General features: G+C 63.4%; 19 protein-coding genes. 9 read left to right on the forward strand and 10 right to left on the reverse strand.

The features are described from left to right. Positions 1-101: 101 nt before the first annotated feature. Positions 102-4,997 (forward strand): alpha-2-macroglobulin family protein, encoded by a 4,896-nt coding sequence (locus AO268_RS25140; protein WP_099170178.1) that lies wholly within the window; start codon positions 102-104, stop codon positions 4,995-4,997. A gap of 156 nt (positions 4,998-5,153) precedes the next feature. Here AO268_RS25140 and AO268_RS25145 read toward each other — a convergent pair whose 3' ends face one another. Then, positions 5,154-5,447, reverse strand: coding sequence for a hypothetical protein (locus AO268_RS25145; protein ID WP_076961489.1), 294 nt, complete (start codon positions 5,445-5,447; stop codon positions 5,154-5,156). Positions 5,448-5,546: 99 nt separating this feature from the next. Between AO268_RS25145 and pbpC the strand changes: the two genes are divergently transcribed. The 6 genes from pbpC (at position 5,547) to AO268_RS25175 (ending at position 12,683) form a co-directional block, all read left to right on the forward strand. Then, positions 5,547-7,877, forward strand: coding sequence for a peptidoglycan glycosyltransferase PbpC (pbpC, locus tag AO268_RS25150; protein WP_099170179.1), 2,331 nt, complete (start codon positions 5,547-5,549; stop codon positions 7,875-7,877). Between the two features lie 156 nt (positions 7,878-8,033). Further along, positions 8,034-8,342: a MazG-like family protein gene (locus AO268_RS25155; protein ID WP_076961487.1), complete on the forward strand. Its 309-nt coding sequence runs from the start codon at positions 8,034-8,036 to the stop codon at positions 8,340-8,342. Then, complete coding sequence (locus AO268_RS25160) at positions 8,335-9,084, forward strand: methyltransferase (RefSeq protein WP_076961486.1); 750 nt, start codon at positions 8,335-8,337, stop codon at positions 9,082-9,084. The genes AO268_RS25155 and AO268_RS25160 overlap by 8 nt, the downstream gene beginning before the upstream one ends. 24 nt (positions 9,085-9,108) lie before the next feature. Next, positions 9,109-9,711: a DUF4136 domain-containing protein gene (locus AO268_RS25165; protein WP_076961485.1), complete on the forward strand. Its 603-nt coding sequence runs from the start codon at positions 9,109-9,111 to the stop codon at positions 9,709-9,711. Between the two features lie 45 nt (positions 9,712-9,756). Continuing rightward, positions 9,757-10,314 (forward strand): DUF4136 domain-containing protein, encoded by a 558-nt coding sequence (locus AO268_RS25170; protein WP_099170180.1) that lies wholly within the window; start codon positions 9,757-9,759, stop codon positions 10,312-10,314. 356 nt (positions 10,315-10,670) lie between these two features. Continuing rightward, positions 10,671-12,683, forward strand: a complete 2,013-nt coding sequence (locus AO268_RS25175; RefSeq protein WP_099170181.1) for a pilus assembly protein TadG-related protein — start codon at positions 10,671-10,673, stop codon at positions 12,681-12,683. Here AO268_RS25175 and AO268_RS25180 read toward each other — a convergent pair. Both AO268_RS25180 and AO268_RS25185 read right to left on the reverse strand, forming a co-directional pair. Next, on the reverse strand, positions 12,680-15,418 hold the full coding sequence (locus AO268_RS25180) for a PAS domain-containing sensor histidine kinase (RefSeq protein ID WP_099170182.1): 2,739 nt from the start codon (positions 15,416-15,418) through the stop codon (positions 12,680-12,682). The two genes, AO268_RS25175 and AO268_RS25180, sit on opposite strands and share 4 nt — an antisense overlap. Continuing rightward, the gene (locus tag AO268_RS25185) at positions 15,415-15,852 is read right to left on the reverse strand and encodes a TadE/TadG family type IV pilus assembly protein (RefSeq protein WP_076961481.1); all 438 of its coding nucleotides are present in this window, start codon (positions 15,850-15,852) and stop codon (positions 15,415-15,417) included. The genes AO268_RS25180 and AO268_RS25185 overlap by 4 nt, the downstream gene beginning before the upstream one ends. Before the next feature lie 72 nt (positions 15,853-15,924). On the opposite strand from AO268_RS25185, the gene AO268_RS25190 reads away from it, so the two are divergent. Both AO268_RS25190 and AO268_RS25195 read left to right on the forward strand, forming a co-directional pair. Further along, on the forward strand, positions 15,925-16,398 hold the full coding sequence (locus AO268_RS25190; protein ID WP_099170183.1) for a prepilin peptidase: 474 nt from the start codon (positions 15,925-15,927) through the stop codon (positions 16,396-16,398). A gap of 126 nt (positions 16,399-16,524) precedes the next feature. Beyond that, on the forward strand, positions 16,525-17,295 hold the full coding sequence (locus AO268_RS25195; RefSeq protein WP_076961479.1) for a response regulator transcription factor: 771 nt from the start codon (positions 16,525-16,527) through the stop codon (positions 17,293-17,295). Between the two features lie 125 nt (positions 17,296-17,420). Here AO268_RS25195 and AO268_RS25200 read toward each other — a convergent pair whose 3' ends face one another. Genes AO268_RS25200 through AO268_RS25230 form a run of 7 tightly spaced genes read right to left on the reverse strand, consistent with a single transcriptional unit; the run spans position 17,421 to position 23,857 of the window. Then, positions 17,421-17,687, reverse strand: coding sequence for a DUF3613 domain-containing protein (locus AO268_RS25200; protein WP_076961478.1), 267 nt, complete (start codon positions 17,685-17,687; stop codon positions 17,421-17,423). A gap of 19 nt (positions 17,688-17,706) precedes the next feature. Continuing rightward, on the reverse strand, positions 17,707-18,405 hold the full coding sequence (locus tag AO268_RS25205; RefSeq protein WP_076961477.1) for a tetratricopeptide repeat protein: 699 nt from the start codon (positions 18,403-18,405) through the stop codon (positions 17,707-17,709). A gap of 10 nt (positions 18,406-18,415) precedes the next feature. Next, on the reverse strand, positions 18,416-19,303 hold the full coding sequence (locus AO268_RS25210; RefSeq protein ID WP_076961476.1) for a type II secretion system F family protein: 888 nt from the start codon (positions 19,301-19,303) through the stop codon (positions 18,416-18,418). Position 19,304: 1 nt separating this feature from the next. Continuing rightward, positions 19,305-20,186: a type II secretion system F family protein gene (locus AO268_RS25215; RefSeq protein WP_099170184.1), complete on the reverse strand. Its 882-nt coding sequence runs from the start codon at positions 20,184-20,186 to the stop codon at positions 19,305-19,307. 10 nt (positions 20,187-20,196) lie between these two features. After that, the gene (locus AO268_RS25220) at positions 20,197-21,468 is read right to left on the reverse strand and encodes a CpaF family protein (protein WP_099170185.1); all 1,272 of its coding nucleotides are present in this window, start codon (positions 21,466-21,468) and stop codon (positions 20,197-20,199) included. Beyond that, complete coding sequence (locus AO268_RS25225) at positions 21,465-22,658, reverse strand: AAA family ATPase (RefSeq protein WP_099170186.1); 1,194 nt, start codon at positions 22,656-22,658, stop codon at positions 21,465-21,467. Before AO268_RS25225 ends, AO268_RS25220 begins: the two co-directional genes overlap by 4 nt. Continuing rightward, complete coding sequence (locus tag AO268_RS25230) at positions 22,655-23,857, reverse strand: type II and III secretion system protein family protein (protein WP_099170187.1); 1,203 nt, start codon at positions 23,855-23,857, stop codon at positions 22,655-22,657. Before AO268_RS25230 ends, AO268_RS25225 begins: the two co-directional genes overlap by 4 nt. Positions 23,858-23,875: the final 18 nt, after the last annotated feature.

Raw genomic sequence — 23,875 nt, forward strand, 5'->3', positions numbered from 1 at the left:
ACCAAACCACCCTCCGTCGGTCAATGTGATCGCCACCATAACCCGCTTCACTGGCGCTGATATATAGTTCACCCCTCAGACACCCTTACAACGAGTGCCCCATGCTTAACAAAGGATTGTTCCTGGCCTGTGCGCTGGCCCTGCTGAGCGCCTGCGATTCTTCCGACAAACCAGCAGCTCCCGCGGCCCCTGCGGCAGCGGTGACGGCGCCGGCCAAGGCCGCGGTGGATGTGGCGACGCTCAAGCAGCGTTATGCCGGCCGTGAGTTAAGCGTGGTGGACGTGTCTGAGGTGCAACTGGATGGCGCCAGCACCTTGTCGGTGAGTTTTTCGATCCCGCTGGACCCAGACCAGAAGTTCGCCGACAAGCTGCACCTGGTGGACAGCAAATCCGGCAAGGTCGACGGTGCCTGGGAGCTTTCCGATAACCTGATGGAGCTGCGCCTGCGCCACCTGGAGCCCCAGCGCAAGTTGGTGCTGACTGTGGACGCCGGCCTGCGCGGCGTCAATGACGCCAAGCTCGCCGCCGAGTACATTGCGCGCCTGGAAACCCGCGACCTGCAAGCCACCGTCGGTTTCGCCAGCCGTGGCACCCTGTTGCCCACCCGCCTGGCCGAAGGTTTGCCGGTGATCGCGCTGAATGTCGACAAGATCGACGTTGAGTTCTTCCGTATCAAGCCTGAATCGCTGCCGGCCTTCCTCGCCCAGTGGGGTCGCAATACCAGCCTGCAAAGCTATGAATCCCGCGAACTGCTGCCCATGGCCGACCTGGTGTACGGCGGCCGTTTCGATCTCAATCCTGCGCGCAATACCCGCGAAACCCTGCTGCTGCCCATCGCCGGCCTCAAGCAACTGCAACAGCCGGGCGTGTACCTGGCGGTGATGCGCGCTTCGGGCACCTACAACTATTCGCAACCGGCCACGCTGTTTACCCTCAGTGATATCGGCCTGTCGGTACACCGTTATGCCAACCGCCTGGATGTGTTTACCCAGGCACTGGAAGGCGGCAAGGCGCTGGATGGCGTCGAGCTGGAAGTCCTCGATGCCGAAGGCCGCGTGCTGGGCCAGGGCAAGACCGAGAAGGGCGGCCACGCCGAACTGCCACTGCCGAAAAAGGCCCAGGTGCTGCTGGCCAAGCAGGGCGAGCAAACCAGCCTGTTGCGCCTCGACAGCGCGGCGCTGGACCTGGCCGAGTTCGATATCGGCGGCCAGCCCGCACACCCGTTGCAGTTCTTTGTGTTCGGCCCGCGCGACCTGTACCGCCCTGGCGAAACCGTGCTGCTCAACGCCCTGCTGCGTGACAAGGACGGCAATGCGGTCAAGCCGCAACCGGTGAGTGTCGAAGTGCGCCGCCCGGATGAACAGGTCAGCCGCAAATTTGTATGGGAGGCCGATGCCTCGGGCCTCTATCAATACCCCCTGCAACTGGCCGGCGAAGCGCCGACCGGGCGCTGGCAACTGGTGTTCGACCTGGGTGACGGCAGGCCGCAGCTGTATGAGTTCCTTGTCGAGGACTTCCTGCCCGAGCGCCTGGCCCTGGAGCTCAAGGGCAGCGACACGCCCTTGAGCCCGGCGGACAACGCCGTTATCCAGGTCAACGGCCGCTACCTCTATGGCGCCCCGGCGGCGGGTAATCGCCTGAGCGGGCAAGTGTATGTGCGCCCGCTGCGCGAGGCGGTCAAAGCCCTGCCAGGCTATGAGTTTGGCTCGGTAACGGAAGAAGAACTGAGCCAGGATTTTGAGCTGGACGAAAGCGTGCTCGATGCCCAGGGCCAGGAAAAACTGACCCTGGAAAGCAAGTGGAGCGAGGCCAAGTCGCCATTGCAACTGATCGTGCAGGCCAGCCTGCAAGAGTCCGGCGGGCGCCCGATCACCCGGCGCCTGGTGCAACCGGTCTGGCCGGCCGAGCAACTGCCCGGCCTGCGCGGCCTGTTCGAGGGCAAGGAAACCGATGGCGATGGCCCCGCGGAATTCGAGGTGCTGCTGGCCAACCAGGACGGTCAGAAACTCGCGGCCGACAACCTCAAGGTGCGCCTGATCCGCGAGCGCCGCGACTACTACTGGAACTACTCGGACAACGACGGCTGGAGCTATCACTACAACGAGAAATTCCTCAACCTCGATGAGCAGACTGTCAACATCAAGGCCGGCGACACGGCCAAGGTCAGCTTCCAGGTGGAGTGGGGCCCGTACCGCGTTGAAGTCGAAGACCCGCAGACCGGGCTGATCAGCAGCAAGCGTTTCTGGGCCGGCTACCAGGCTCAGGACAACACCGAAGGCGGCGCCGTGCGCCCGGACCAGGTCAAGCTGGCGCTGGACAAACCGGCGTATGGCGATGGCGACACGGCCAACGTCACCGTCACCCCACCGGCGGCCGGTAAAGGCTACCTATTGGTGGAGTCCAGCGAAGGCCCGTTGTGGTGGCAAGAGATCGAGGTGCCGGCCGAAGGCAAGAGCTTTGCGGTGAAGCTCGACCCGAAATGGTCGCGCCATGATCTGTATGTGAGTGCTCTGGTGATCCGTCCCGGCGAGCGCAAGGCCAATATCACCCCCAAACGCGCAGTGGGCTTGCTGCATCTGCCGTTGGACCGTACTCAGCGCAAGCTGGGCCTGACCCTGACGGCGCCGGAAAAAATGCGCCCCAAGCAGCCACTGACGGTCAAGGTCGCGGCAAAAAATGCCGATGGCAGCGTGCCCAAACAGGTGCATGTGCTGGTGGCGGCGGTGGACGTGGGCATCCTCAACATCACCGAATACCCGACGCCGGATCCGTATGCCAGCCTGTTCGGTCGCAAGGCCTACGGGGTGGACCAGTTCGATATCTACGGGCAGTTGATCGAAGCCGGCCAGGGGCGCCTGGCCAGCCTGGCCTTTGGCGGTGACGCGGCGCTGGCCAAGGGCGGCAAGCGCCCGGACACCAGCGTCACCATCGTCGCCCTGCAAAGCGCGCCGGTGACCTTGAACGACCAGGGCGAGGGCGAAGTCAGCGTGAATATCCCCGACTTCAACGGCGAGTTGCGCCTGATGGCCCAGGCCTGGAGCGATGACCGCTACGGCATGGCCGAAGCCAAGACCGTGATCGCCGCGCCGTTGATTGCCGAGCTGTCGGCCCCGCGCTTCCTCGCGGGCGGCGACCAGACGCGCCTGGCGCTGGACCTGTCCAACCTGTCGGGCAAGGCACAGAAGTTGGATGTGCAACTGACTGCCGAAGGGCAGTTGACCCTGCTGGGCGAGCCATCGCAAAGTGTGCAACTGACCCAGGGCCAGCGCACCACCTTGCAGATTCCGGTGCGCGCACTGGGCGGTTTTGGCCAGGGCAAGCTCAAGGTCACGGTCAATGGCCTGGACCTGCCGGGCGAGAACCTGCCGGCGTTTACCCGCGAATGGACATTGGGCGTGCGCCCGGCTTATCCGGCGCTGCTCAAGCAATACCGCGCGGTGCTCAAGGACGAGGCCTGGAGCCTGCCGGACAGCGAGCTGGCCCTGTTTGAACCGGCCGGGCGTGAGGCGCTGTTGAGCCTATCGAGCCGCCCGCCGTTGAACCTGGGCGAGCAGATTCGTGCGCTCAAGGCCTACCCGTATGGCTGCCTGGAACAAACGGCCAGCGGCCTGTACCCATCCCTTTATGCCGATGCCGCCGTACTGACGCGCCTGGGCCTGACCGGCGAGCCGGATGCCGAGCGCAAGCGCAAGATCGAACTGGGTATCGAGCGCCTGCTGGGTATGCAGCGCTATAACGGCAGCTTTGGCTTGTGGGGCGCGGATGGCGATGAGGAATACTGGCTGACGGCCTATGTCACCGACTTCCTGCTACGCGCCCGCGACCAGGGTTTTGCCGTACCGCCCGAGGCGCTGAAAAAGGCCAGCGAACGCCTGCTGCGTTATGTGCAGGAGCGCAACCTGATCGAGGTCGACTACAGCGACAATGCCGACCACACGCGTTTTGCCGTACAGGCCTATGCCGGCCTGGTGCTGGCGCGCACCCAACAGGCCCCGCTGGGCGCGTTGCGCAGCCTGTTTGAACGCCGCAGCGATGCGCGTTCCGGCCTGCCCCTGGTGCAGTTGGCGATTGCCTTGCAGAAGATGGGCGACCAGCCACGTGCCGACCAGGCATTGCTGGCCGGTCTGGCGGTGCGCCGCAAGGCCAATGAATGGCTGGCCGACTACGGCAGCCCGCTGCGCGACCAGGCGATGATCCTGGCCCTGCTGGAAGAAAACGACCTGGCCAAGGGCAAGCGTGAAGAACGCCTGTTCGAGCTGTCGGATCAGATGGCGGCCAGCCCATGGCTGTCGACCCAGGAGCGCAACTCGCTGTTCCTCGCCGGGCGTGGCTTGCTGGGCAAGCCGGAAACCAACTGGACTGCGCAACTGCACAGCGGCGGCGAAACCCGTGAGCTGAACAATGGCCAGTCCGGCCTGAAGCTGGAAGGTCCGTTGCTGGCTTCACCGCTGACCCTGCGCAACCCGGGCAGCGAGCCGATCTACCAGCAATTGAGCATCTCCGGTTATCCACAGCACGCCCCGGTAGCGGGCGGCGAAAACCTGAGCATTCGCCGCGAGTACCTGGGGATGAATGGCCAGCCGCTGAACCTGCAAAGCCTACGCAGCGGCGACCTGGTGCTGGTGCACATTGCCGTCAGCGCCAACAAGCAACGGGTGCCGGATGCCCTGGTGGTGGACCTGTTGCCGGCCGGCCTGGAGCTGGAAAACCAGAACCTGGGGCAAAGCGCCGCCAGCCTGGAAAACGCCAGCAGCCAGGTCAAGGAATGGCGCGAGTCGATGCAAAATGCGTCGATCAAGCATCAGGAATACCGCGATGATCGCTATGTGGCCGCGCTGAACCTGGATGGTTACGGCACCACGCACCTGCTGTACCTGGCCCGCGCGGTCACGCCGGGGACCTATCGCGTACCGCCGCCGCAAGTGGAGTCGATGTACCGGCCGAACTGGCAGGCAGTGGGGGAGACCCCGGCCGATATGGTGATCAAGGGCCGTTAAGCCCAACCCCTATAGGAACTGGCGGTAGCTTTATGTGGGAGCGGGCTTGCCCGCGATAGCGATCTTTCAGCCCATACATTCGGTGGCTGATACACCGTTATCGCGAGCAAGTCGCACCGCTGCTCCCACACAAGCCCGCTCCCACAGGGTCTGTACTTAATGCACAACCCAACTGAGCAGCCACAACCCCAGCATCAACCAGATAATCCCCATGATGATCGAGGCCCGCATAAACGCCCGGACTGCCGAATACAGCAGCATCAGGCCAATGATCAGGGTGATGATGCTGACGATCGAGGTATCCATGCCCAGGGTGCGCGACAGGCCATCGATAAAGTTGCCACCGGCATGGGTCAGGGCGCCGAACAAGCCACTGAGCCCGTCGACGATAAAGCGGATGATCGAACCGAGCGCCTGGCCCAGCCATTCAAAAAAGCTTTCTACCTGCATATGAGTTTCCTGATGAAAGGGTGGGCGTATCTGCCGGACCTGAGCCTTTGGTCGCCAATCCCCTGGGCGAGTTCCCTAGAAGCATAGAGGTTTGCCCGTTTGAATTTGCGAATAGTTGCACGCGCTACCCTGGGTAGCCTGTTGGTGGTGATCGCCCTGCTGTGGCTGGCCGACCGCCTTTGGCCCCTGCCGCTGCCCAAGGACGACCTGGCCCGTGTGGTGCTGGCTGAAGACGGCACGCCCCTGTGGCGCTTCGCCGATGCCAACGGCGTATGGCGTTACCCGGTGGCCACCGGCGAAGTCTCGCCGTATTACCTCGATGCGCTGCTGACCTACGAAGACCGTTGGTTCTACCAGCACCCCGGCGTCAATCCGCTGGCCCTGGTGCGGGCGACCTGGCAGAACCTCACCGGTGCACGGGTGGTGTCGGGCGGCAGCACCTTGTCGATGCAGGTGGCGCGCTTGCTCGACCCCCATTCGCGCACCTTGCCGGGCAAGTTGCGCCAGCTGTGGCGCACGGCGCAGTTGGAGTGGCACCTGTCCAAGGACCAGATCCTCAACCTGTACCTCAATCGCGCACCGTTCGGCGGCACGTTGCAGGGCGTGGCGGCGGCCAGTTGGGCGTACCTGGGCAAGTCGCCGCAGCAACTGACCCACGCCGAAGCGGCCTTGCTCGCAGTGCTGCCCCAGGCGCCGAGCCGTCTGCGCCCGGACCGCCACCCGCAGCGCGCCCAGGAGGCCCGGGACAAAGTGCTGCGGCGCCTGGCCGAGTTCCAGGTGTGGCCGCAATCGGCGGTCGATGAAGCCCTGGAAGAACCCCTGTTGCTGGCGCCGCGCCTGGAGCCCAGCCTGGCGCCGCTGCTGGCGCGCCGCCTGAACCGCCCTGACAGCCCGCCACTGATTCGCACCACTCTCGACGCGACCCTGCAACGCCGTCTCGAAGACCTGCTGTTGGGTTGGCGTGCGCGGCTGCCGGAGCACACTTCGGCAGCGATCCTGGTGGTTGAGGAAGAAAGCATGGCCGTGCGCGCCTACCTGGGCTCGGTGGATATCAACGACGCACGGCGCTTTGGCCATGTGGATATGATCAGCGCCCTGCGCTCGCCGGGCTCGACCCTCAAGCCCTTCCTGTATGGCATGGCTTTGGACGCGGGGCTGATTCACTCCGAATCGCTGCTGCAGGACGTGCCACGGCGCTATGGCGATTACCGGCCGGGCAACTTCTCCATGGGCTTTACCGGCGCGGTGCCGGCCAGTACGGCGCTGTCCAGCTCGCTGAACCTGCCGGCGGTGCAACTATTGGAAGCCTATGGGCCCAAGCGCTTTGCTGGCGAAATGCGCATCGGCGGCATGCCCCTGGCGCTACCGGCGCTGGCCGAGCCGAACCTGGCGTTGATCCTGGGCGGCGCCGGCAGCCGCCTGGAAGATCTGGTGGGCGGCTACAGCGCGTTGGCCCGCGACGGCAAGAGCGCGGCCATTCGTTTGCAGCCCGATGATGTGCTCAAGGAGCGCCCTCTGTTATCGCCAGGCTCGGCGTGGATTGTGCGGCGCATCCTCAGTGGCCAGGCGCGGCCAGACCGCGACCCCCGGGCCGAGCTGGTGCAGCGCCCGGTGTTGGCCTGGAAGACCGGCACCAGCTACGGCTTTCGCGATGCCTGGGCCATTGGGGTCGGGCCGCGCTATTTGATTGGTGTGTGGATCGGCCGCCCGGACGGCACCCCGGTGCCCGGCCAGTTCGGCCTGGCGTCGGCGGCGCCGTTGATGCTGCAAGTGCACGATGTATTGACCAACCGCGACAGCCAGCGCGGCATTACCGCGCCGGTTAAAGCGGTGCCGATGAATGTCGGCGTGGCGGCGATCTGTTGGCCCCTGGGCCAGCCCATGAGCCGCAGCGACCCCAATTGCCGGCGCCAGCGGTTTGCCTGGACGCTGGACAGCACCACGCCGCCGACCTTGCAGGCCCTGGATCAGCCCTTGGGTGTCGGCTTGATGGAAACCGTGTGGGTCAATGCCAAGGGTTTGCGCGTGGCGGCCAGTTGCCCGGGCGCGGTCTCACGGGACATTGCCCTGTGGCCGGCGCCGCTGGAGCCGTGGTTGCCGAGGATCGAGCGGCGTGACGCGCGTATCCCGGCGCCAGACCCGGATTGCCCGCCCCCGGCGCTGGCAGCGGCGTCGCCGTTGTCGGTGGTGGGCGTGCGTGAGGGCGACCAGCTGCGCTTGCCGGCGGGTAGCCAGCAGCAACTGCGCTTGAAGCTATCGGCGTTGGGCGGCAGTGGGCGGCGCTGGTGGTTCCTCAATGGCGCGCCGCTGGGCGACAGTGCCAACCAGGACAGTATCAATGCCAGCCTGGAGCAGTTGGGGCGCTATCAACTGAGTGTGCTCGATGAGGCGGGGCAGACGGCCAGGGTTGAGTTCAGCGTGGTCGATTAGACCGCCATCGCAGGCAAGCCAGCTCCCCCATGTTGATTTGTAAACACCGCCAAATGTGGGAGCTGGCTTGCCTGCGATAGCGCCCTGACAAGCGCCGTAAATTTATTTGCCATCCCCGCCTTTGAGCCCGAAGCTATACCCCTTCAGGAGCGCCCCATGAATCTCGAACACCTTACCGAACGCATGCATCGCATCCGCGATAACAACGACTGGAAACAATTCCACAGCCCGAAAAACCTGGCCATGGCCGCCAGCGTCGAAATGGCCGAGCTGGTGGAGATCTTCCAGTGGCTGAGCGAAGACCAGTCGCGCCAGTTACCCGCCGACCAACTCGCCCATGCCGGCCAGGAAGTGGGCGACATCGTGCTCTACTTGCTGCTGTTGTGCGGCGAACTGGGCCTGGACATGAACCAGGTGGTCAGCGCCAAGCTGGCCGACAATGAGCGGCGGTTTAGCCATGAGTGATCGTCATTTCGACCAGTTGGCCACGCGCTTTGCCGAGAAGATCTACGGTGGCGCCAAGGGCGCGATCCGTCTGGCAGTGTTGCAGGCCGACCTGGCCGAGGCTTTGCCGGCGCGGCCGTTGCGCGTGCTGGATATCGGCGCAGGCCTGGGCCATATGTCGTTGTGGCTGGCCGAGCGCGGGCATCAGGTGACCTTGGCCGAGCCCGCCGAGCCGATGCTGGAGGGCGCTCGCCAGCGGTTCGCCGAGGCGGGGCAGCGTGCAACGTTCATCCAGGCGCCGTGGCAGGACCTGCTGGGCCAGCTCACCGAGCCCTACGACCTGGTGCTGTGCCACGCCGTGCTGGAATGGCTGGCCGAGCCCCACGCGATCCTGCCGGTGCTGCACCAGTTGACGGCGCCGGGGGGCTGGTTGTCCCTGGCGTTCTACAACCGGGATGCGCTGATTTACCGCAACTTGCTCAAGGGGCACTTTCGCAAGATGCGCAAGAACGACATGGCCGGCGAAAAACACAGCCTGACCCCGCAACAGCCCCTGGACCCACGGGAGCTGGCGGCGCAACTTGAAGGCCTGTGGCAGGTCGAAAGCCAGAGCGGGGTGCGGGTGTTCCACGACTATATGCCGATGGAATTCCAGGCCCGTACCCATTTGCAGGACGTGTTGGAGATGGAACTCGCTCACCGTCGTCACCCAAGCTTTGCCGGACTTGGGCGTTATTTGCACTGGATCTGCCGTCCGGTTTAAGCGGCCCAGTCTGCGGAGATCGAAATGAAGCGCTGTGCATTGATCCTGCTGTGCCTGGGGCTGGGCGCCTGCTCCAGCCACAACCCGTATGTGGCGGCGTCCAAACCCATGCCGCCGGCGCCTGCCCAGGCGGCCAACACCTTTGACGCCAGCGCCTATCCGGCGCCGGTGCGCGACTATGGCGCCTACCGCAATTGGGCCTGGCGCAACGGCCAGTTGCCGGCGGGCTCGGCCTGGGCAGATCCTGCGCAGATCGCCGAAGCCGTCAGTGGCGCCCTCGACCAGCGCGGCCTGCGCCCGGTGCATGGCCCGCGCGCGCCGGACTTGCTGGTCAGCGCCGATGTGCATCTGGAGAAACGCCTGCGCCAGGTACAGGACGATTATGGCTATGGCTACGGTGGCTACAACCGCTATGGCAACGGCTACGGCATGTACAACTCGGTGCCGATCGTGCGCACCTATGAAGTGCAGGTCGTGGTGGTGCGCGTCAACCTGTTCGACGCTCGCACGGGCCAGCCGGTCTGGAGCGCCAGCGCCGAAACGGGCAGCCAGGGCAGCCTGAGTGAACGCGGCGATGCCTTGCGCCAGGCTGTGCAGAAGGCCATGACGGCGTATCCTCCGAGTTAACAGCTATTCTCATCTCAGATTGGGTTTGCCCTTTGGAGAACTACCATGTTGCGTCGTATCGCTTTGCTTGCTTTTGCCGTGCTGCTGGGCGGATGCCAGACCCATCAGGTCAACCACGACTTTGACGCCAGCCGCGACTTTGCCGCCTACCGCAGTTGGGCCTGGAAAGACCCAGCGTTGCAGTACCGCCCCGATGATCCACGGATCAAGAGCGACCTCACCGAACAGCGCATCCGCCAGGCAGTGGCCGACCAGCTCGACCAACGCGGCCTGCGCCCGGCAGCCCCCGGGGCCAAGGCTGATGTGAACGTGCAGGCCTACCTGATCGTCGAAGACCGCCAGCAACAAGTCACCACCCACTACGGCGGCGCCTGGGGCGGCCCGTGGAATGGTTATTGGGGCGCGCCGATGTACAACGAAACCCGCAACGTCACCTACAAGGTCGCCACCCTCCAGATCGACCTGCTCGACGGCAAGGACGGCAAATTGGTATGGCGCGGCAGCGACGAACAGATGATGAGCAGCTCGCCCAACCCACAGGACCGCAGCGCCGCGATCCGCGCGACGGTGACCAAGGTGCTGTCCAACTACCCGCCACGGTAAGTCGCACGCTGCGATGCGGGTGCTGCGGTGCAACAGGTACACCGAGGCGATCCCATCGCAGCCTCGCTGGGGCTCGACAGCTCCCACATTTGATCTGTGTTCCTTGAGACAAATTTGCAGGTGCCGCCGCTCCCTTGTGGGAGCTGTCGAGCCCCGGCGAGGCTGCGATGGGATCGCCTCGGTACACCCGATACCCCGAGATGCCCGCATCGCAGCTACAGGTGTTGCGTGTGCCCTTGGGCTTCCCGCCAGTCGCCAAACTGGCAACTTGCCAGCGCCCCCTGCAAGCCTTGTCTACACTGCTGTTCACTACAGGAGAGTAAGCGCTCGGCAGTTCGCCGGCAAAGGAGTGCTCGATGTCTCCCCGACTTCGTTCTGGCCAGCGTGGCGCAATCGGCCTGGTATTCGCCAGCACTCTGGCATTGGCCCTGGTGTTTCTATTGCTGGTGGTCGATAGCGGCCGCCTGTACCTGGAAAAACGCAAGCTGCAGGCCATTGCCGACACCGCCGCCCTGGAAGCCGCCAACCGTGGCGGGCAGTGTTCCGGCAGCACCACGGCCGTCGATTACGCCAAGCAGAATGCCACCCGCAACGGCTTCACCGTCGTCGCCAGCGACAGCTCCCGCGCACTGGCGGTGACTTGCGGGACGTTGCTGACCAATGCCCTCAACATCCGTGTCTTCACTGTCGATGCCACCAAGAACGAAGCCATCCGCGTTGTCGCTACCCACACGATCACAACCGGTATCGCCAACGGGGTGTGGCGGTTGTTCAGTGGGACGTATAACGCTAATACGACCTTGAGTGCGACGGCGGTGGCGGCGTTGGCGACCCCAGTGGCCGCACTCACAATTCGCAGCACCGCCGTGGTTGTGGACTCAGCCAGCAAGGCCTCTGTTCTCAACGCTTTGTTCGGCGGGTTGTTGGGCGGTGGACTGAACCTGTCGGTGGCCGGGTGGAATGGTTTGATTAATACCAATATCTCTCTGCTGAATTATCTGGATCGACTAAAGCTTGATCTGGGTCTGACGGCGGTTGGTTATACAGAAGTTCTTGGCAATACCCTCGGTGTCGGCCAGTTAATTCAAAGTGCGATCAATGTATTGGATCCCACTAACACCCTGACCACGGATGTAACGATTGTCGGCTTGAAAGCGCTCAAGACGGCAGCAGGTACTACTCAAGTGGTATTGGGCGATATTCTGCAGATTGCGAGTGGCACTGATGTGGCGTCTCTGGCAGTGAACATGCGGGTGTTTGATCTGATCGAAGGTTTTGTGCAACTGGCCAACAAGAAAAACGGCCTGTTGGCAAGTGTCCCGATTGACTTGCCTGGAGTGGCGCAAATCACCGCTACGGTTCAGGTTTTACAGCCGCCTCAATTATCTGCTGTTGGCAATCCAGCCAAAGCTGTAGCAGCAGGACATAATCCTGAAACCGGTCCGAATCGCATCTATGTGCGCACGTCTCAACTACGAGTTCTGCTCTCGGTCAACTTGCCCGTACTGAACACGGTCCTGGATTTGGTGAACGGCGTGACCGGATTGGCGGGCCCTCTGGCAAACACGGTGGGAGCGCTGCTACAGCTTGATATTGTGGGCGCGATCAATGCGCTGACATGTGGTTTGGGTGCACTGTGTACTTCACCCAACCTGCAGATTCTGCCTCCGCCTGTCCATGTGGATATTGCGGTAGAGGCTGCCAGCGCCAGTAGTTGGGTAACTGCCTACAGCTGCGCAAGCCCTACCAATAAAAGCCTGACAACCAGCACCAATACCTCGCTGGTCAATCTGAAACTGGGTCAAGTTGACGGCTTATCCAGCATTTTCGGCAGCAGTCAAGCTCCGCCCCAGATGGTTGTGAAACCCTTGAAGATTGTTGATATCGGTACTGAGTCATGCCGCCGCTTTCTGATATTCAATGACTGCAATGCCCGTATTCCCTCTGTAGGAGGTGGTATTGGGTTATCTGCCAATATCGATGTCGGAGGGAGTAAAAACCTTGCGCATACTTACCTCTCTCCCGATTTGCCGGAAATTTCGCAGCAACCGTTTTATTACGCTTACACCACCAGCAATATCGTTAGTGGGCTCACGGACCCTGCCAAGGGAGCAGCAGCGGGGCTTGTTCTAAATATGTATGGCCCGCAGCCCGGAAACGAAAATTTGCTAGGCAATCTTATTGGTGGTCTTGGAACCACGCTCAATAGCGTCACTTCCCTGCTGATCAGTACGATCAAAACCACACTGACACCGTTACTGGACTCGCTGATAAACACCCTCTTACTGGCCTTAGGCGTCGATCTAAATAAAGGGGATGTAGGCGCCAACCTGAGCTGCCAATCTGGCCACGCCTACCTTGTAATCTAACCCCCACCCACCACCGGCAATTCCACACAAAACCGCGCCCCATGCTCACTGTTGACGACGCTCAGGCGTCCGCCCATGTTTTCCACAATGCCGTAGCTCACCGACAGCCCCAGCCCGGTGCCGACGCCAATCGGTTTGGTGGTAAAGAACGGCTCGAAAATCCGCTCCAGCAAGCGCGCGTCTATGCCGCCGCCGTTGTCTTCGACCCAGATGCGTATGTGGCGGCTGTCGTGTTCGCTGTACAGCGCGATCCATGGGCGCAAGTCGTGGTTTTTTTCGTGCCGCGCCATCAGCGCGTCACGGGCGTTGACCACCAGGTTGATCAGCACCTGTTCCAGTTGATCGACATGGCCGTTGACCTGCACGTGCCCGTCCATGGGGGTGATGCGCAGGTCCACGCCTTTGCCGCGCAGGCCTTCGCCGAGCAGTGACTGGGTGCCTTCCACCGCCTGGGCCGGGTCGAAAGGTTGTTGCTCGACCTCCGAGCGGCGGCCGAACACGCGCATATGGTCCACCACCCTGGCCGCGCGCTGGACCTGGGCGTCGAGGCGCTGGAGTTTTTCGGTCAGGTAGTCGATCTGCACGTCGCCGTTGCCCAGGCGCTTGAGCATATTGACGATGGCCATGCGCATCACGTTCAGTGGCTGGTTGATCTCATGGGCCAGGCCGGTGGCCATCTCGCCCAGGGTGGCCATTTTGGCGCTTTGGGTCAGTTGCTGCTGGGAGCGGCGCACTTCGGTGTTGTCGCGGCCCACGGCCTGGATTTCCTGCAACTGGCCGTGCTCGTCGAATACGCCACGGTCGGACCAGACCCACCATGCATGTTCGCGTCCCGGCAGTTGCAGGCTGATCTCAGCCGTACTGACCGGGAATTCCGGGCTCAACTGGCCGATGCGTTTTACAAAGGCACTGCGTTGCTCCTCCGATAACCAGTGGCCCAGGTTGATCCCCGGCAGTTGTGCCGGCGTGCATTCCAGGTAGTTGGCCAGGGGCGTGTTGCCGAAGGTCAGGGTCAGGTCCTGGCGATAGCGGCAGATCATCGCCGGTGAGTCTTCGACGAGGAGGCGGTAGCGCTCTTCGCTGTCCTTGATCTGTTGCGCCGCCAGGGTCGCTTCGGTGACGTCCAGCCACAGGCCGACGGCTTCCACCGGTTGGCCGAGGTCGTCGCGCAAAAGCTTGGCTTCGTCCAGCAACCAGTGGTAATTGCCCTGGCGATCGCGCACACGGTAGCGACTGCGCACGCTGCCTTCGCGCAGCAATTGCCGGGTGCGCTCGAAGTACAGGTCGCGGTCTTCGGGGTGCACCCACTCCACGGAGGTGTCGTGGGTGCATTCGGCCAGGGTCCAGCCCAGCAGCGGCAGCAGGCTGTCGCTGAAGAAGGCCGGGTGCAGCGCACCGTTGACGTAGCGCTGCACGTAGATCACTGCCGGGGAGCTGGCGATCAGGTTGTCCAGCCGTGCATGGGCGGCGGCGGCCTGTAGTTGCTGGTTCTTGATGTCGCTGATATCGAGCATGAAACCGATCCAGCGCCGCTGCTCGCCGGCCCCCAGCACCTGGCCCTGGACCCGATACCAAATGGGGTTCTGCTTGGCGTCGCTGCGTTGCAGGCGCACGCTGGTCAACAAGGGCTTGCCCAGGGTCTGCAGGTCTTGCAGGCGGCTGTTGAGTTCCTGGCGGTCGGCGGGGTGGATCAGTTCCAGCCAGTTGGCCAGCACTTGTTGGGTCGGTGCATCTTCCGGGCTCAGGCTGCGCATCAGTTGCGGCGCCAGCAGAATCTCCTCGCCACTGGCCAGCAGTTCCCACCAGCCGGTCCCGAGCAGGCCTTGCAAGGCTTCTACCCGTTCCAGGTGCTGGTGATGACGCTGTTCGCGCAGGCGGCCGAGCAAGGGGGCGGCGAGGGCGGCGGCGAGGTTCAGCCAGTCACGCTCGCTGACGTCGGGGTGGCCGCTGTAGAACCCGCACAGTAACCAGGCGGCAACGCCCTGGCTATCGCGATAGGGCACCAGCAGGCCCTCGGCATTGGCAAACACGCTGTACAGGCGCGGGTGTTCGCTGCGGCCCTGGAGGGTTTTCAGGCTCAGCGCGGTGTTGCCGTTGAGGCTGTCCAGGCAGGTGCCGAGGCGTTGGCCCGGCTCCCATAATTGCGGCGCATCGTGGGCGCTGTAGCCGCTGTAGACCCGCCAGTCCTGGTCGTCGAGCAGGACCATCGCCACACAGGGAATGTGCCAGCGCTGGGCCAGGCTGTGCAGGTGCTCGCTGAACACGTGCGGCAGGCGCGTCAGGCTGCACACGCGCAGTTGCTCGCTCATCTGGCTGGCCAGTTGATGGTTCTGTTCGCGCTGCTGGGCCAATTGCCGGCCGTTCAGCAGGTCGCTGATATCCAGCAGGCGCAGGATCCAGTCATCGCCATCCGGCTCGATCCAGCCACGGGTATGCAAGATGTTGTCGCCGGCGCCTTGAAAGTCCAGGTCCAGGCTGTGGCGCTGCCAGTCGCCGGGGGTGCCTTCGATGCTCAGGGCGCCGGGCAGGCACAGCAGGTCGCGCAACAGCGGGTGGGGTTGGGCGCTGAGGTGGTAGGCCAGTTGTGGGTGCAACGCACGGCTGATCTGCAGCACATGGCCTTGCTGGTCCAGGCGCATGTGCAGGCCTGGGGGCGGCGGGTTGGCGGGCGTCTCCAGGGCGTGGACGCTGCTGCGGCCAAGCAGCCTGCCGAAGATTTTGTCACCGGAGTTCAAAATTGCAGGCTCGACTGGGCGTGCAGTGTGGTCGGCAGCCGGGGCACCGTGCCAATGCCCGGCAGCACAATAAACGGCAGGACGTTCTTCAGGTTGGCCGAGGGGTAGTTGATCTCGACGGTCAGCACGCCCGCAGTGTAGGTCGGGTTGATATGGGCCGCCTGGAACTGGAAGGTTGCGGGGATCCACTGCAATTGGCTTTGCACGGTCTGAGTCGCCCGCTGGATGAGCGCGGTGTTGTAGTTGGGGGTGCTGGGGTCCAGTGCCACGCTGCGGCGCACGGCTTCGGCGGTGGCCTGGTTGAACGACTGCAATAGCAGCAGCGGCAGGCTGTAGCTGACCATGGCGTAGAACACGGCAAAAAAAATCACGAACACCGCAGCAAATTCGATAGCGACGGCGCCTTTTTGCTTGCTAGGGAGGCTGGTTTTCATCACTGCGACTACCCTGACGGTTACTACCTGATATCAGCATAGAATCAATCAGCAAAAAGGGACGGTTTTTACGTGATCCAAGGCCTCGTGGTGTTGGTCTGGTTGGGCGTGTGTGCGGTGCAGGATATTCGCCAGCGGCAGATTGCCAACCGCCTGACCCTGGGCGCCGTGCTGCTGGCGTTGCTCTACCTGCTGTGGAGCGGCACGACATGGCTGGGGGCTTCCCGGGCTGAAGGGGTGTGGGCGGTTTTCCTGGCGCTGCTGTTGACGCTGCCCGGCTACGCCCTCGGGCGCCTGGGCGCCGCTGATGTGAAGTTGCTCGCGGCGTTGGCGCTGGCGTCGGATTCCACCTACCTGTTGTGGTCGCTGGTCGGCGCCGGCGTGGCGAATATGGCCTGGCTGGTCTATGGGCCGCGACTGTTGCCCCTTGCCAGTCAAGGCGTTAGAGCGCGCCTGGGCTATCTGGTGGTGGAGCCGTCAAGGAAACTGCCCTTTGCGCCGTTTCTGCTAGTGGGTTTTACCCTGGCCTGGTTGTGGCTCCATTAGTCGTGGGCGCTCTGTAGCGCTATATACATAGTCGGAAAGTACGTCTAAGTTTATTTACACAAGCAAGTAGGAAGGTTCTTCGGAACGGATAGGTCAATCTTTGGCTTGCCAGGCATGGAGTAGCGCGTGAACAAGCTTACGTCTGCAGTAAAAGTGCTCGTGGTCGACGATCAGCCGCTGATTGTGGAGGAGCTTTGCGAATTTCTTGAAAGCAGCGGTTATCGCTGTGTCCCGTGTGGTTCCAGCCAGCAGGCGGTGCAACGTTTCAGTGAAGACCCGCAGATCGGCCTGGTGCTGTGTGACCTGCATATGCCCGACATGGATGGTATCGAGCTGGTGCAGGCCCTGCAGAAAATCGCCGGCAAGCAGCGGGCCTTCGAGGCCATTATGTTGACCGGCCGGGCCGACAAGCAGGACGTGATCAAGGCCTTGCGCGTGGGCATCTCCGATTACTACCAGAAACCCATCAACCTCAATGAGTTGCTCGAAGGCCTGCAACGCCAGGAAGCCGCCCTGGCAGAGCGCCACAAGAACCTGCATCTGGGGAATTTGAACCAGAAGCTGCAATATCTTTCTGAATCCATCGACGACCTGTACCAGGACCTGGACAAGGTCCGTCGCGGCCCGACGCCGCCAGCCGAGGGCGAGGAAGCCGAGCGCCTGGAGGTGCCGGCGATCTTCAATCAGCTGTCCCCCCGGCAACTGGATGTTGCCCGGTTGGTCGGCAAGGGCCAGACCAACTACCAGATTGCCTGTGAGCTGGGGATTACCGAGAACACGGTCAAGCTGTACGTGTCCCAGGTGTTGCGCTTGACCCATATGCACAACCGTACCCAACTGGCGTTGGCGCTGTCGCCGAGCAACTCGGCCTTGCGCCAGCGGGTGACGGCGCACTGAAGCTTTGCGTACAGCCATGTGGGAGCGGGCTTGCCCGCGATAGCGGTATGTCAGTGACAGATTTGCTGGCTGACACGCCGCTATCGCGGGCAAGCCCGCTCCCACAGGTTCTCTAGTGCCGGGGCTTATTTGCTGTCGTCCGAGCTGGCGCCGTCCTCGTTGAATTTTTCGGGGATCGCGAACTTTTTGCTTTCCATCCAGCGTTGCATGGCCAGCTCGCGCTCGGCAGACGTTGCCCTTTGCACCGTGGGTGAGGCGGCTTGCCCGCTGACTTGCAGGCCCAGCCAGTGCTCGGTTTCCTGCTGGGCCTTGGACGAGGGCCCCGGCTCGATGGCCAGTACCGTCAGGGGCAGGGCCAGCAGCGTCAGGCTGGTGAGGTAATGGATTTTCATCAGCGGCTCCTTCAAGCGCTTATTTGATCAGTACGGGCGGGGCATCGCTGGCCGCCGCCACCTGGCCCTTGGTTTTGAGTTTCTCGGCCCGGGCCTGGGCCTCGGTGACCTGTTCGGGGCTCAGGCCCACCTGGCTGGCCAGTTGCGCGGCCTGCCCCCAGTTGTCCTGGTAGATCAACAGGGTCACCAGGTTGACGGCCGCCAGTTGATCGCTTTGCTTGAGCTCCATGGCCGTCATGAACTCAAAGCGTGCCTCTTCCAGGCGCCGTTGGTGGAGGTAGACCACCCCCAGGTCGTTGCGGATTTTTTCATCGGTGGGCGCCAGTTGCGCCGCCCGTTGCATATGGGCCAGGGCCTGGGCGTTGTCACCCTGGGCCGCCGCCAGTTGCCCCAGGCCGTGTTCCCCTTCGGCCGCCATGCAGGTGCCCAGCAGGCTGCGGTACAGCGGTTGCGCTTCACTGCGCCCGAGCAGGCGGTAGACCTTGGCCTTGCGCTGGCGCACTTGCGGCAAAGACTCCGGCAGGCTTTGCAGGTTGGCCAGGCTGGCGTGCATCTTCCCTTCGTTGGCCATGTCGTCGGCCAGGTTCAATGACAGCTCCTGTTCGGCGCTGGGCTTGGCGCAACTGCCCGGGGTCATCAGTGCCGCCCAGGGCGTCTGGCCGTTGCTGGCACAGCCGCCGAGCATCAGCAGGCCCAGGCCTGCAATCAGTGCTTTCATCGCGCGCTCCTCAAAAACTGCTCAGGGCCCGGGAGATCGCAATGAATGCCGGCCCCCCCAGCACAATCAATAAAGCGGGAAACAGGAAGACCATCATCACCACCGACATCTTGGCCGACATCTTCGAGATGAACTCCTGCAAACGGGTCAAGCGGCGGTCGTCGAGCAGTTGCTTGAGGGCCAGCAGCGACTTCATGGCGCCGCCGCCCTGCTGGATCAGTTGCTGGAGAATGATGCAGGTGTCGGTGAACTCGTCCACGGCCAGCAACCGGGCGGTCTTGCCCAGTTCCTCGCCCAGCTCCAGGCCCGAGTCGACCCGTGCCAGGATCAACCGCAGTTCCTGGGTCAGCGCCGGCAGCAGGCGCTGCGCTTCAACACTGAGCACGCGCAGGGACTGTTCAACCGCCATGCCCGACTCGAACAGGATGCGCAGCAGCGGGATAAAGGTCGACACCTCGCGGGAGATTTGCTGCTGGCGGGCCTTGGCCACGCTGGCGAGGACGCGCTTGGGGATCAGGTAGCCCACGCCCAGGCCGAGCAGGGGCGCGATCCACGGGGAGTCGGCATTGGGAAAGAGCAAGCTCTCGCCCACCAGGATCACGCCGGCCAGCACCAGCGGCACGCCAATCTGGCAGGCGGCGAAGATCGCGCGTTGATTGGCCTTGCGCCAGCCCACGCGGTTGAGCAGGACCTGGGTTTCGTTATCCATGTTCACCGAGCGCTGGGCCAACTGGCTGTTACCAAACTGGTTGAGCAGGGTGCCGAGGCGGTCGCCGCGCACCAACTGGCCTTGCAGGCGTTGGTTGACCAGGCGCAGGCGGCGGCGCTGGGTCAGCCACTGGCCGACGATCAGCACGAGCGCAGCCAGGAACAACAAGGCACTGATCAGCAAGACCATCTCAAATACTCCGCAACATGCGCCACATCGTCAGGCAGCCCAGCACCTGCATGGTCAGCGCGGCCAGCAGCATGTAGCGGCCGCTGTCGTCGTTCCACATGGTCAGCAGGTAGCCGGGGTTGATCAGCATGAAATACCCCACCATCGCAATCGGCATGCCGGCCAGCACAAACGCGGTGACCCGCGTCTCGCCGGTCATGGCGCGTAATTGCCGGGCGCCTTGTTCCCGTTCGCGGATGACCTTGATCAGGTTCTCCAGCAAGTCACTGGCGTTGCCGCCGTAGCGGTGGTTGACCTTCAGCCCCAGGGCAAGCATGCGCAACTCGTCCTGTTCGTAGAATTCGGCGAAGTCATTGGCGGCGTCGGGCAGGCTGACCCCCAATTGCACGTTGCGCTGGATGCGTGCCATGGCGGGCTTCAAGGGCTCTTCGGTGCTGTCGATGGCCCCCAGCAGGGCGTCGGCCAGGGTGCGCCCGGACTTCAGGCTGCGCACGGTATGGTCGAGCACTTGCGGCAACTGCTCGATCATCCGCTTGACCCGCCGCCGATAGCGCCAGGCGATGTACAGCCGCAGCAACAGGGGCGGCAGCAAGGCCATGGCGAGCAGGCCGGCCCAGCTCCACACCAGGAACCCAAGGGCTGCGCCCAGCATCCAGCCGGTCAGCCACAGGCCCAGGCGGTCGGTGGGCTTGCCCAGGCCCGCGCGCTGGAACATGTGCTCCAGGCCGACCCAATGGCCGCGCTCTTCGGCCAACAACGGCTGGCCTTTGGCGAGCCGCTCCAGGACCCGGTCGGTTTGCGCCTGGTGCAGGCCACTGAGGAACAGGTGCACCGACACGCCAATCAGGATCACGCAGCTGAACATCAGGATGGCGCCGGTCATGGTGACGCTCCTATAGCGGCAGGGCGGATTCGCGGCGCAGCTTGTCACCCGCCGGGTTGATGGCCTCGCGCAGGAAGCCGAAGCCGGTGCGCCGGTCATGGCGGAACAAGGTGTTGGTGACATACACGTCATCGCGCACCCCCACCACTTCCACCACTTCACTGACGCAACGCCGGCCATCGGGCAGGCGCGTCAACTGGATCACCACATCCAGCGCTGCGCAGATCATCTGGCGCAGGGTTTTCTCCGCGATCGCGCGGCCGGTCAGGCCCACCAGGGTTTCCAGGCGCAACAGCGCGTCCTGGGCATTGTTGGCGTGCACGGTACTCATGGAACCGTCGTGGCCAGTGTTCATGGCGGTCATCACATCCAGCACTTCCACACCGCGGATCTCGCCGAGGATGATGCGGTCCGGGCGCATCCGCAGGGCGTTGCGGATCAGGTCGCTGGCCTTCACCTCGCCGTGCCCTTCGGCATTGGGCGGGCGGGTTTCCAGGCGGACCACGTGGGGGTGGCCCAGTTGCAGTTCGGCGACGTCTTCGATGGTCACCAGGCGTTCATGGGGGTTGATCAACTGGCTGAGAATATTGAGCAGGGTGGTCTTGCCGGTGCCGGTGCCGCCGCTGATCAGGATATTGCAGCGCTTGCCCACCGCCTCCTGGAAAAACTCGAAGATCGATTGGTCGATGGTCTGCATCGCCACCAGGTCGCTGCTCTTGAGCATGTCTTTGCGAAACTTGCGAATCGACAGGCACGGGCCGTCGAGGGCAATCGGCGGGATGATCGCGTTGACCCGGCTGCCATCGGGCAGCCGGGCATCGACCATCGGCGATGATTCATCCAGGCGCCGGCCCAATGGTGCGAGGATGCGTTGCATGACCCGCTCCACATGGTGGGCGTCGATAAAGCGCAGGTCGCTCTGGTGCAACAGGCCGTCCCGTTCGACAAACACCCGGTGCGGGCCGTTGACCAGGATCTCGGTCACCGAGGGGTCGCGCAACAGTACTTCCAGCGGGCCGAAGCCGGTCAGCTCATCGACGATTTCCTCGGCCAGGCGCTCCATTTCATAGCGGGAAATCGCCAGGTGCATGCGCGTGATGTATTCGGACACCTTGTCGATGACAAATTGCGCCAGGGATTGGCGCGACCCCTCCAGCAGGTTTTTCCCCGACTCTTCGATGGCGTCGATGATGTAGCGGTGCAGCACCAGTTTCAGGCCGTCGTTATCCACGGCGCTACCCAGCCCGCGAGCGGGTGTGCCGAAGAGGTTTTCGCCGCTCATTTGGCGCTCCCCAACAGCCGCGTGAACCAGCGGGGGGAAGGTTTTTCCAGGCCCTCGGTACGTTTGGCCAGGCGCTCGCCGAGGGTCTTGAGGTGCTGCGTCAGGGGTTCTCGCGGCGCCAGGCTGAACAGGGTCTGCCCCTGGTTCTTGGCATTCAGGCGGACCTCGGCGCTGAGCGGCAACACCGCGATGGCTTCCAGGCCGAAGCTCTTTTCCAGGGCCTCGGTATCTGGCGCAGCCCCTTTGAGGTAGCGGTCGACCAGCAACTTGGCATGATCAAGCTTCATGCCTTTTTCCCGCCACTGATTGAGCACCGCCAGGTTGCGGCGGCAGTCGAGGACGTTCTGGTCGGTGCACCACAAAAGCTTGTCGCAGTGACTGACGAAGGTGCGCAGGGCTTCGCTGTCGCGCTGGCCGGTGAGGTTCACCACGATGTGCTGGAAGTGCTGGCGCAAGGCACTAAGCAGCATGTACAGCTCGGCGGCACTGGTCATTTCCAGCGGCTCGTCGCCTTCGCTGTAGGCGAGGATGCGCAGGCCGCCGTCGGTGGCGGTAAAGGCGCTGTTGATCAAGGTGGTGTCCAGGCGGCGCAAATGGCGCAAGGCATCGCCAAAGTTGAACGCGCTTTCCAGGCCCAGCAGGGCCAGGCTGTCGCCCCGGGGCAAGCCCAGGTCCAGCAGCAGGGTCTGTTGGCCGCTCTTTTGCACCACCATGGCCAGGTGGCTGGCGAGCAGGGCGCCGTCGGCATTGCCCTGGGTGCCATACAACACGGTGAGGCCACCCAGGTGCGTGTTGTGGGCCACCGGTGGCAGGCGCTTGCTCAAGCGCCGCACCAGGCCGGCGACTTCACTGGAGCGTGAGCCATAGGCGACAAAATCCCGCGCCCCGGCGCGCATTGCGTTGAGCACCAGTTGGTTGTCCATGCCGTCGCCCAGGGCGACGATCGCCAGCATCGGCTTGGCTTCCAGGGCCCCCTCGATCAAGGCGCTCTGGGCCACCACATGCTCACGGTCCAGGCCCACGAACACCAGGTTGGCGAAGGTCACGTCCACCAGGGCCAGTAGCTCATCGAGGCTGCCACCCCCGGCACTGACCACTTGGCCCAGGGGCGCCAGGGCGCCTTGCAGCCATTCCAGGTCGGTGGTGTTGCGGGTGATTGCCAGGAACGTCTGGCTCAGGCTATCGCTCATTGGGAAAGTCCTGTACGTCGGTCGAAGTTGCCGTTTTCCAGGAAGTACAGGCGATACCAGTTGGGGTCGTAGTTGCGCAGTTTTTCCCCGGGTAGGGAGGGCAGGCGGGCGTTGGCGGCCAGGGGTTGGACCAGGTGCGGGGTGACGATCATCAGCAGCTCTTTTTCCTCGCGGCTGACGTTGCTGTCGCGGAAAAACGCACCGAGGATCGGGATGTCGCCCAGGCCTGGAAACTTGCTGATGGTGGAACGGTTGTTATTGCTGATCAGGCCGCTGATCACAAAGCTTTCGCCATCGGCCAGGGACACCGTGGTGTCGGTACGGCGCACAGTCAGGGCGGGCACCTGGATGCCTTCTACCTGCAGGGCGTTGGCGTAATCCAGTTCGCTGACTTCCGGTGCCACCTTGAGGGAAATCCGTGTGCGGTCGATCACGGTCGGGGTCAGGGTCAGGCGGATGCCGAACTCTTTGTACTCGATGGAGATGGTGTTACTGCCGGTACTGGGCACCGGGATCGGCACTTCGCCGCCGGCGAGGAACGTCGCGCTGTGCCCACTCATGGCAACCAGGCTTGGCCGCGCCAGGGTGTAGGCAAAGCCGCTGCGTTCCAGGGCATTGATCATCGCCGAAAAGCGCCCGCCGCCGATGCCGATATTAAAACTTTCGTTATCCAGGGGCAGGGCCCCCCCGGCTGTGCGCGGGCTGCCGAACAGGAAGTTGCGGGTGCCGCCAAAGATCGAGGTACTGGCCTCCTTGAGTTTGGTGCGGCTGACTTCGACAAAGCGGATATCGGTCTGCACCTGGCTGGGCAGGGACGGATCGTCGGACGGTGCCAGGGCCAGGCTGGTCAGGCTGGAATTGGCCTTGCCCTTGACGAACACCATGCTCTGGCGCGGGGCGCTGGAGCAGTGGGTCCAGACCATCAGGCTGGTGGCCCCGGAGGCAATGCCGGTGAGCAGGAAGCCACGATCACCGTTGAGGTGCACATCGGCGATTTTCGGGTCGCCGATGGCCAGGCGGGTAATCGCCACCGGCGATTGCAGGGTTTGTTGCAAACCTTCGCCGACCTCGACCACGGCCGGCAGGGCGCCCAGGTTGCTGCAACTGTCCGGGGCGGCGAATGCCAGGCCAACCGGCAGGCCGGACAGCATCAGGGCCCAGGCCATGTGCGTGAACGCAGGTGCGAGACGATGGGGCATTCAAGGCATCCTTGTTCA

It is taken from the genome of Pseudomonas sp. ICMP 8385, assembly GCF_002699915.1.
GTDB lineage: Bacteria > Pseudomonadota > Gammaproteobacteria > Pseudomonadales > Pseudomonadaceae > Aquipseudomonas > Aquipseudomonas gessardii.

Excerpts from the sequence above, each read along its gene's own strand:
- AO268_RS25140 (WP_099170178.1), top strand. The coding sequence starts at position 102 with ATGCTTAACAAAGGATTGTTCCTGGCCTGTGCGCTGGCCCTGCTGAGC.
- AO268_RS25210 (WP_076961476.1), bottom strand. The coding sequence starts at position 19,303 with ATGGTCTTGCTGATCAGTGCCTTGTTGTTCCTGGCTGCGCTCGTGCTG.
- AO268_RS25230 (WP_099170187.1), bottom strand. The coding sequence starts at position 23,857 with ATGCCCCATCGTCTCGCACCTGCGTTCACGCACATGGCCTGGGCCCTG.
- AO268_RS25185 (WP_076961481.1), bottom strand. The coding sequence starts at position 15,852 with ATGAAAACCAGCCTCCCTAGCAAGCAAAAAGGCGCCGTCGCTATCGAA.
- AO268_RS25225 (WP_099170186.1), bottom strand. The coding sequence starts at position 22,658 with ATGAGCGATAGCCTGAGCCAGACGTTCCTGGCAATCACCCGCAACACC.
- AO268_RS25170 (WP_099170180.1), top strand. The coding sequence starts at position 9,757 with ATGTTGCGTCGTATCGCTTTGCTTGCTTTTGCCGTGCTGCTGGGCGGA.
- AO268_RS25160 (WP_076961486.1), top strand. The coding sequence starts at position 8,335 with ATGAGTGATCGTCATTTCGACCAGTTGGCCACGCGCTTTGCCGAGAAG.
- AO268_RS25200 (WP_076961478.1), bottom strand. The coding sequence starts at position 17,687 with ATGAAAATCCATTACCTCACCAGCCTGACGCTGCTGGCCCTGCCCCTG.
- AO268_RS25165 (WP_076961485.1), top strand. The coding sequence starts at position 9,109 with ATGAAGCGCTGTGCATTGATCCTGCTGTGCCTGGGGCTGGGCGCCTGC.
- AO268_RS25155 (WP_076961487.1), top strand. The coding sequence starts at position 8,034 with ATGAATCTCGAACACCTTACCGAACGCATGCATCGCATCCGCGATAAC.
- AO268_RS25145 (WP_076961489.1), bottom strand. The coding sequence starts at position 5,447 with ATGCAGGTAGAAAGCTTTTTTGAATGGCTGGGCCAGGCGCTCGGTTCG.
- AO268_RS25215 (WP_099170184.1), bottom strand. The coding sequence starts at position 20,186 with ATGACCGGCGCCATCCTGATGTTCAGCTGCGTGATCCTGATTGGCGTG.
- AO268_RS25175 (WP_099170181.1), top strand. The coding sequence starts at position 10,671 with ATGTCTCCCCGACTTCGTTCTGGCCAGCGTGGCGCAATCGGCCTGGTA.
- AO268_RS25205 (WP_076961477.1), bottom strand. The coding sequence starts at position 18,405 with ATGAAAGCACTGATTGCAGGCCTGGGCCTGCTGATGCTCGGCGGCTGT.
- AO268_RS25220 (WP_099170185.1), bottom strand. The coding sequence starts at position 21,468 with ATGAGCGGCGAAAACCTCTTCGGCACACCCGCTCGCGGGCTGGGTAGC.